The sequence below is a fragment of the Janthinobacterium sp. Ant5-2-1 genome (assembly GCF_001445815.1).
Lineage (GTDB): Bacteria > Pseudomonadota > Gammaproteobacteria > Burkholderiales > Burkholderiaceae_D > Janthinobacterium > Janthinobacterium lividum_E.
The window spans coordinates 1-5,991 of record NZ_LNCE01000169.1; the positions used below are offsets into that span (position 1 = coordinate 1).

The following is a 5,991-nucleotide window of genomic DNA, read 5'->3' on the forward strand; positions in this document are numbered from 1 at the left end:
GAAAACAATGCAGGAACCCTGAGTTTCGACGTGGCGAACGACAGCCGCGAAGCCAATGCCATGTCCGGCACGCTGCGCGCACTGGTCAACAACATGGTTGTTGGCGTCACCAAGGGTTTCGAGAAAAAGCTGAACCTGGTAGGCGTGGGTTACAAGGCGCAAGCTCAAGGCGACAAGTTGAATCTGTCCCTGGGTTTCTCGCACCCTGTAGTGCATGACATGCCAGCTGGCGTTACCTGCGCAACACCAACCCCGACCGAGATCCTGATTAAAGGTATCGACCGTCAACAGGTTGGCCAGGTAGCCGCTGAAGTTCGTGCTTACCGCGCTCCTGAGCCTTATAAAGGCAAGGGCGTTCGCTATGCGGACGAAGTGGTTAAGCTTAAAGAAACCAAGAAGAAGTAATTAGGGGCTGACGATGGATAAGAAAGAATCACGGCTTCGCCGCGGACGCCAAACCCGCATCAAGATTGCGGAATTGAAAGTAAATCGCTTGTCGGTGCATCGCACCAACCTGCACATTTACGCCAACCTGATCAGCCCGGACGCTAAAGTCCTGGTTTCGGCCTCGACGGCTGAAGCGGAAGTTCGCGCTGAACTGGCAGGCCAATCCGGCAAAGGCGGCAATGCCGCTGCTGCAGCCTTGATCGGCAAGCGCGTCGCTGAAAAAGCGTTGAAAGCAGGGATTACCGAAGTTGCGTTTGACCGCTCCGGTTTCCGTTACCACGGCCGTGTGAAAGCGTTGGCAGAAGCCGCACGCGAAGCCGGTCTGAAGTTCTAAGGATCAATCATGGCAAAAATGCAAGCAAAAATGCAAAGCGACAAGCCGGATGATGGCATGCGCGAAAAAATGATCGCGATCAACCGCGTGACCAAAGTGGTCAAGGGTGGTCGTATCATGGGTTTCGCCGCGCTGACCGTAGTTGGTGATGGCGATGGCCGCGTCGGCATGGGCAAGGGCAAATCGAAAGAAGTGCCAGTTGGCGTGCAGAAGGCAATGGAAGAAGCCCGTCGCAACCTGATCAAAGTGCCGCTCAAAAACGGTACCTTGCATCACACGGTTGTTGGTCGTCACGGCGCCTCCAAGGTCCTGATGAACCCAGCTAAGCCGGGTACTGGCGTTATCGCTGGTGGCGCAATGCGCGCTATCTTCGAAGTGATGGGCGTGACGGACGTGGTGGCGAAATCCACCGGTTCGAACAACCCGTACAACCTGGTACGCGCTACGCTGGACGGCCTGTCGAAAATGAGCACTGCTTCCGATATCGCTGCCAAACGCGGCAAGTCGGTCGAAGACATTCTGGCTTAAGGTGGACAAAATGACAAACACAGTCAAAGTGCAATTGGTCAAGGGCTTGATCGGTACGCGCGAATCGCATCGCGCTACCGTGCGCGGTCTGGGTCTGCGTCGTGTAAATTCGGTTTCCGAATTGCAAGACACCCCATCCGTACGCGGCATGATCAATAAAGTATCGTATCTCGTTAAAGTTGTCGGGTAAGCCTTCGGGCTTACACGAACGGAGCAAATCATGGAATTGAATACTATTGCACCAGCCGAAGGCGCTAAGCACTACAAGCGTCGCGTCGGTCGCGGTATCGGCTCCGGCCTGGGTAAAACCTCGGGTCGTGGTCACAAAGGTCAGAAATCGCGTTCGGGCGGCTTTCATAAAGTCGGTTTCGAAGGCGGTCAGATGCCTCTGCAACGCCGTCTGCCTAAGCGCGGTTTCAAATCGATGCACGCAACCTTCAAAGCTGAAGTGCGCCTGTCCGATCTGAACAACCTGGCTGTTGGCGATGTCGACATTCTGGTCTTGAAGCAAGCTGGCGTTCTGGGCGTGTTGGCCCGTGACGTGCGCGTGATCTTGTCCGGCGAAATCACCAAAGCGGTGAATTTGAAGGGCTTGAAAGTGTCCGCTGGCGCGAAAGCAGCCATCGAAGCAGCCGGCGGCTCGGTAGCCTGAGTTGACCGCTAACAGCTTGATCGGAGCGAAAATTGGCGACTAATCCACAACTTGCTAAAAGTGCAGCGGCCGGTTTCCCTTGGGGACGGCTCTGGTTTTTGCTTGGCGCATTGGTGGTTTATCGTATCGGTGCTCACGTCCCGGTTCCCGGGATTGACCCGACACAATTAGCCTCGCTGTTCAAGGAGCACGAAGGCGGCGTCCTGGGCATGTTCAACATGTTCTCGGGCGGTGCCTTGTCTCGTTTTACAGTGTTTGCGCTGGGTATCATGCCTTATATCTCGGCCTCGATCATCATGCAATTGCTGTCGATCGTGTCACCGCAGATGGAAGCGTTGAAAAAAGAAGGCGAAGCAGGTCGTCGCAAGATCACCCAGTACACCCGGTATTTCACGGTTGCCCTGGCACTGTTCCAAGCGTTAGGCATTGCAGTCGCACTGGAGTCGCAAGCTGGTCTGGTGTTGGAACCTGGTCTTGCATTCCGCTTCGTGACGGTCGTCACTTTGTTGACCGGAACAATGTTTTTGATGTGGTTGGGTGAGCAAATTACCGAGCGTGGCTTGGGGAATGGCATCTCGATCATCATTTTTGCCGGGATTGCAGCAGGTCTGCCGTCGGCGTTGGGTGGCTTGTTCACTCAGGTGTCGAATGGTTCGATCGGCAGCTTCAGCGCGATTTTCATCGTGATCCTGGTAGCACTGGTAACGTACTTCGTTGTATTCGTCGAACGTGGTCAGCGCAAAATATTGGTCAATTACGCGAAGCGCCAGGTAGGCAACAAGATTTATGGCGGTCAAACCAGCCATTTGCCGTTGAAGCTGAACATGGCCGGCGTGATCCCGCCGATCTTTGCTTCTTCGATCATCTTGTTCCCGGCCACTATCGTGGACTGGTTTTCAAAGGGCGCCGACAACGCTAACCCTGCGGTGCGGTTCTTGAAAGATTTGGCAGCATCGATGGGGCCTGGTGAGCCTATCCATGCGCTGTTGTACGCAGTGGCGATCGTGTTTTTCTGTTTCTTCTATACAGCGCTGGTCTTTAACAGCAAGGAAACAGCGGATAACTTGAAGAAAAGCGGTGCGTTCATTCCCGGGATTCGTCCAGGCGAGCAGACAGCCCGTTACATCGACAAGATCCTGACACGCTTGACACTTGCCGGCGCAGTCTACATCACCCTGGTGTGTTTATTGCCGGAATTTATGCAAGCCCAGTGGAAAGTACCATTCTATTTCGGCGGTACTTCTTTATTGATTATTGTAGTTGTCACCATGGATTTCATGGCGCAAGTACAGAACTACGTGATGTCGCAGCAATATGATTCGCTGCTGCGCAAAGCAAATTTCAAGGGCGGAATTCCGACGCGTTAAGCGCGGTAAACATACCGAATGGCAAAAGACGACGTCATACAGATGCAGGGCGAGATTCTTGAGAATCTCCCAAATGCAACATTTCGAGTGAAGCTGGAGAACGGACACGTGGTGCTCGGGCATATTTCAGGTAAAATGCGGATGAACTATATTCGCATTCTCCCTGGAGACAAGGTGACGGTGGAGTTAACGCCGTACGACCTGAGCCGAGCCCGCATTGTGTTCCGTACCAAGTAACACACTGAATCAAACCAAAGAAGCGAAAGAAAGAGCCCAAAAATGAAAGTTCTCGCATCAGTCAAGCGGATCTGCCGCAACTGCAAGATCATCAAGCGCAAAGGCGTAGTCCGCGTTATCTGCGTGGAACCACGTCACAAGCAGCGTCAAGGTTAATCGAGGAATAACAAATGGCACGTATTGCAGGGGTTAATATCCCAAATCATCAGCATACCGTTATCGGCCTGACGGCCATCTACGGTGTGGGCCGTCCACGCGCAGAGAAAATCTGTGCATCGACCGGTGTAGCAACCAACAAAAAGATCAAAGATCTGGATGACAGCGAACTGGAAAAGCTGCGCGATGAAGTAGGTAAATTCATCGTCGAAGGCGATCTGCGTCGTGAACTGTCCATGAACATCAAGCGTTTGATGGATCTGGGTTGCTACCGCGGCATGCGTCATCGTAAGGGTCTGCCTTGCCGTGGCCAGCGTACGCGTACGAACGCACGTACCCGCAAGGGACCGCGTAAAGCCGCTCAATCGCTGAAAAAATAATCCGCTAGGGAATAATTATGGCTAAGTCGCAAAATAACGCCGCATCAGCACGCGTGCGTAAAAAAGTTAAAAAGAACGTCGCTGAAGGCATCGCACATGTCCACGCATCGTTCAATAACACCATCATTACCATCACCGATCGTCAAGGCAATGCCTTGTCGTGGGCTACCTCCGGCGGTGCAGGCTTCAAGGGTTCGCGTAAATCGACCCCGTTCGCAGCGCAGGTCGCCGCGGAAGCCGCTGGTAAAGTGGCTGTTGAGTGTGGCGTAAAGAACCTGGAAGTACGTATCAAGGGCCCAGGTCCTGGTCGTGAATCCGCCGTTCGCGCGCTGAACAACCTGGGCATCAAGATCACCGAGATCCAGGACGTGACGCCGGTACCGCACAACGGTTGCCGTCCACCGAAACGTCGTCGTATCTAAGATAGTGTTGCAGAGGGCGCTTCGGCGCCAGCTGCTTTGCTGTCTGTTGTAACTCAGTACAGTTGTGTGAAAACGCTGGAGCAGGGAGCCGGAAACGGTTATACTGCCCGGCTGTTCTTGCCTGTCAAATCCTGTTTGACGGGTTTTTCGTTTTCAGCCACCGTCTGATTGAAACCAAATCAGACTAGCGCCTAACCGCATCAGTGTGTTTGATCATGCATGTGGCTGGGGCGTTATCATTTAAAAAAAGGAAGTATCGTGGCACGTTATATCGGACCTAAAGCAAAACTTTCCCGCCGTGAAGGTACAGACCTGTTCCTGAAGAGCGCACGTCGCTCGCTGGACAGCAAGTGCAAACTGGACGTCAAGCCAGGCCAGCACGGTGTCAAATCCGGCGCCCGCACCTCGGACTACGGTAACCAACTGCGCGAAAAGCAAAAAGTCAAGCGCATGTACGGCGTGCTGGAACGTCAATTCCGCCGCTACTTCGCTGAAGCAGACCGTCGTAAAGGCAACACCGGCGAAACGCTGTTGAAGTTGCTGGAAACGCGTCTGGACAACGTTTGCTACCGCATGGGCTTTGGCTCGACCCGCGCTGAAGCGCGTCAATTGGTCAGCCACAAAGCGTTCACCGTGAACGGTATCGTTGTCAACATCGCTTCGTACGCAGTCAAAGTTGGCGACATCGTTGCTGTTCGTGAAAAATCGAAAAAGCAAGTGCGTATCGTTGAAGCACTGTCGCTGGCTGAGCAAGTTGGTATGCCTAGCTGGGTTTCGGTTGATGCCAAGAAAATGGAAGGTACCTTCAAGTCCCTGCCAGAGCGTAACGAAATCGCTAACGACGTCAACGAATCGCTGATCGTCGAGCTGTACTCGCGTTAATAGTAGTCAGTAGCAAGATCTCCGCCCACTTTGCTTTTGTAAAGTGGGCGTTTCACTAATGCCATCAGCCTTATCGGTGTAATGAGCCGAGGGTATTGAAAAGGACATTTCATGCAAAACAGTTTGTTGAAGCCACGTATTATCGATGTTGAAGCTCTCGGTGCAGGTCACGCCAAAGTCGTGATGGAACCGTTCGAGCGCGGCTATGGCCACACATTGGGTAACGCGTTGCGCCGCGTTCTGCTGTCGTCGATGGTAGGCTACGCGCCGACCGAAGTGACGATCGCTGGCGTCGTCCACGAATATTCCTCCCTCGATGGCGTGCAAGAAGACGTCGTCGATCTGTTGCTGAACTTGAAGGGTGTGGTTTTCAAAGTCCACAACCGCGATTCGGTAACCCTGACCCTGAAAAAAGAAGGCGAAGGCGCGATCCTGGCCTCCGACATCGACCTGCCGCATGACGTCGAACTGATCAACCCTGACCACGTGATCGCCCACCTGACCGCTGGTGGCAAGCTGGACATGCAGATCAAGGTTGAAAAAGGCCGCGGCTACGTTCCTGGTAACGTGCGTCGCCTGTCGGAAG

General features: G+C 53.6%; 12 protein-coding genes. All 12 read left to right on the forward strand.

Annotated features, from left to right (window positions below; translation table 11 throughout):
• Positions 1 to 405 (forward strand): 50S ribosomal protein L6 (gene rplF, locus ASN89_RS27200; protein WP_058051409.1); only part of this gene is annotated, 405 nt, incomplete at its 5' end.
• Between the two features lie 13 nt (positions 406 to 418).
• The gene (gene rplR, locus ASN89_RS27205) at positions 419 to 781 is read left to right on the forward strand and encodes a 50S ribosomal protein L18 (RefSeq protein ID WP_010394431.1); all 363 of its coding nucleotides are present in this window, start codon (positions 419 to 421) and stop codon (positions 779 to 781) included.
• Between the two features lie 9 nt (positions 782 to 790).
• Complete coding sequence (gene rpsE, locus ASN89_RS27210) at positions 791 to 1,309, forward strand: 30S ribosomal protein S5 (protein ID WP_010394433.1); 519 nt, start codon at positions 791 to 793, stop codon at positions 1,307 to 1,309.
• Positions 1,310 to 1,319: 10 nt separating this feature from the next.
• Entirely contained in the window at positions 1,320 to 1,499 is a 180-nt protein-coding gene (gene rpmD / locus ASN89_RS28475) for a 50S ribosomal protein L30 (protein WP_010394435.1), read from the forward strand.
• Positions 1,500 to 1,529: 30 nt separating this feature from the next.
• The gene (gene rplO, locus ASN89_RS27215; protein WP_034753211.1) at positions 1,530 to 1,961 is read left to right on the forward strand and encodes a 50S ribosomal protein L15; all 432 of its coding nucleotides are present in this window, start codon (positions 1,530 to 1,532) and stop codon (positions 1,959 to 1,961) included.
• 32 nt (positions 1,962 to 1,993) lie between these two features.
• Positions 1,994 to 3,328: a preprotein translocase subunit SecY gene (gene secY, locus ASN89_RS27220; RefSeq protein ID WP_010394438.1), complete on the forward strand. Its 1,335-nt coding sequence runs from the start codon at positions 1,994 to 1,996 to the stop codon at positions 3,326 to 3,328.
• Between the two features lie 18 nt (positions 3,329 to 3,346).
• Complete coding sequence (infA, locus tag ASN89_RS27225) at positions 3,347 to 3,565, forward strand: translation initiation factor IF-1 (protein ID WP_005663428.1); 219 nt, start codon at positions 3,347 to 3,349, stop codon at positions 3,563 to 3,565.
• A 42-nt stretch (positions 3,566 to 3,607) separates the two neighbouring features.
• Positions 3,608 to 3,721, forward strand: coding sequence for a 50S ribosomal protein L36 (gene rpmJ, locus ASN89_RS28480; RefSeq protein WP_010394471.1), 114 nt, complete (start codon positions 3,608 to 3,610; stop codon positions 3,719 to 3,721).
• A gap of 14 nt (positions 3,722 to 3,735) precedes the next feature.
• Entirely contained in the window at positions 3,736 to 4,101 is a 366-nt protein-coding gene (rpsM, locus tag ASN89_RS27230; RefSeq protein ID WP_046681666.1) for a 30S ribosomal protein S13, read from the forward strand.
• Between the two features lie 17 nt (positions 4,102 to 4,118).
• Positions 4,119 to 4,523 carry a 30S ribosomal protein S11 gene (gene rpsK, locus ASN89_RS27235; protein ID WP_010394475.1) on the forward strand — a complete coding sequence of 135 codons (405 nt, stop codon included), beginning with the start codon at positions 4,119 to 4,121 and terminating at the stop codon, positions 4,521 to 4,523.
• Between the two features lie 258 nt (positions 4,524 to 4,781).
• Entirely contained in the window at positions 4,782 to 5,405 is a 624-nt protein-coding gene (rpsD, locus tag ASN89_RS27240) for a 30S ribosomal protein S4 (RefSeq protein ID WP_010394478.1), read from the forward strand.
• A gap of 111 nt (positions 5,406 to 5,516) precedes the next feature.
• Positions 5,517 to 5,991 (forward strand): DNA-directed RNA polymerase subunit alpha (locus ASN89_RS27245; protein WP_414842528.1); only part of this gene is annotated, 475 nt, incomplete at its 3' end.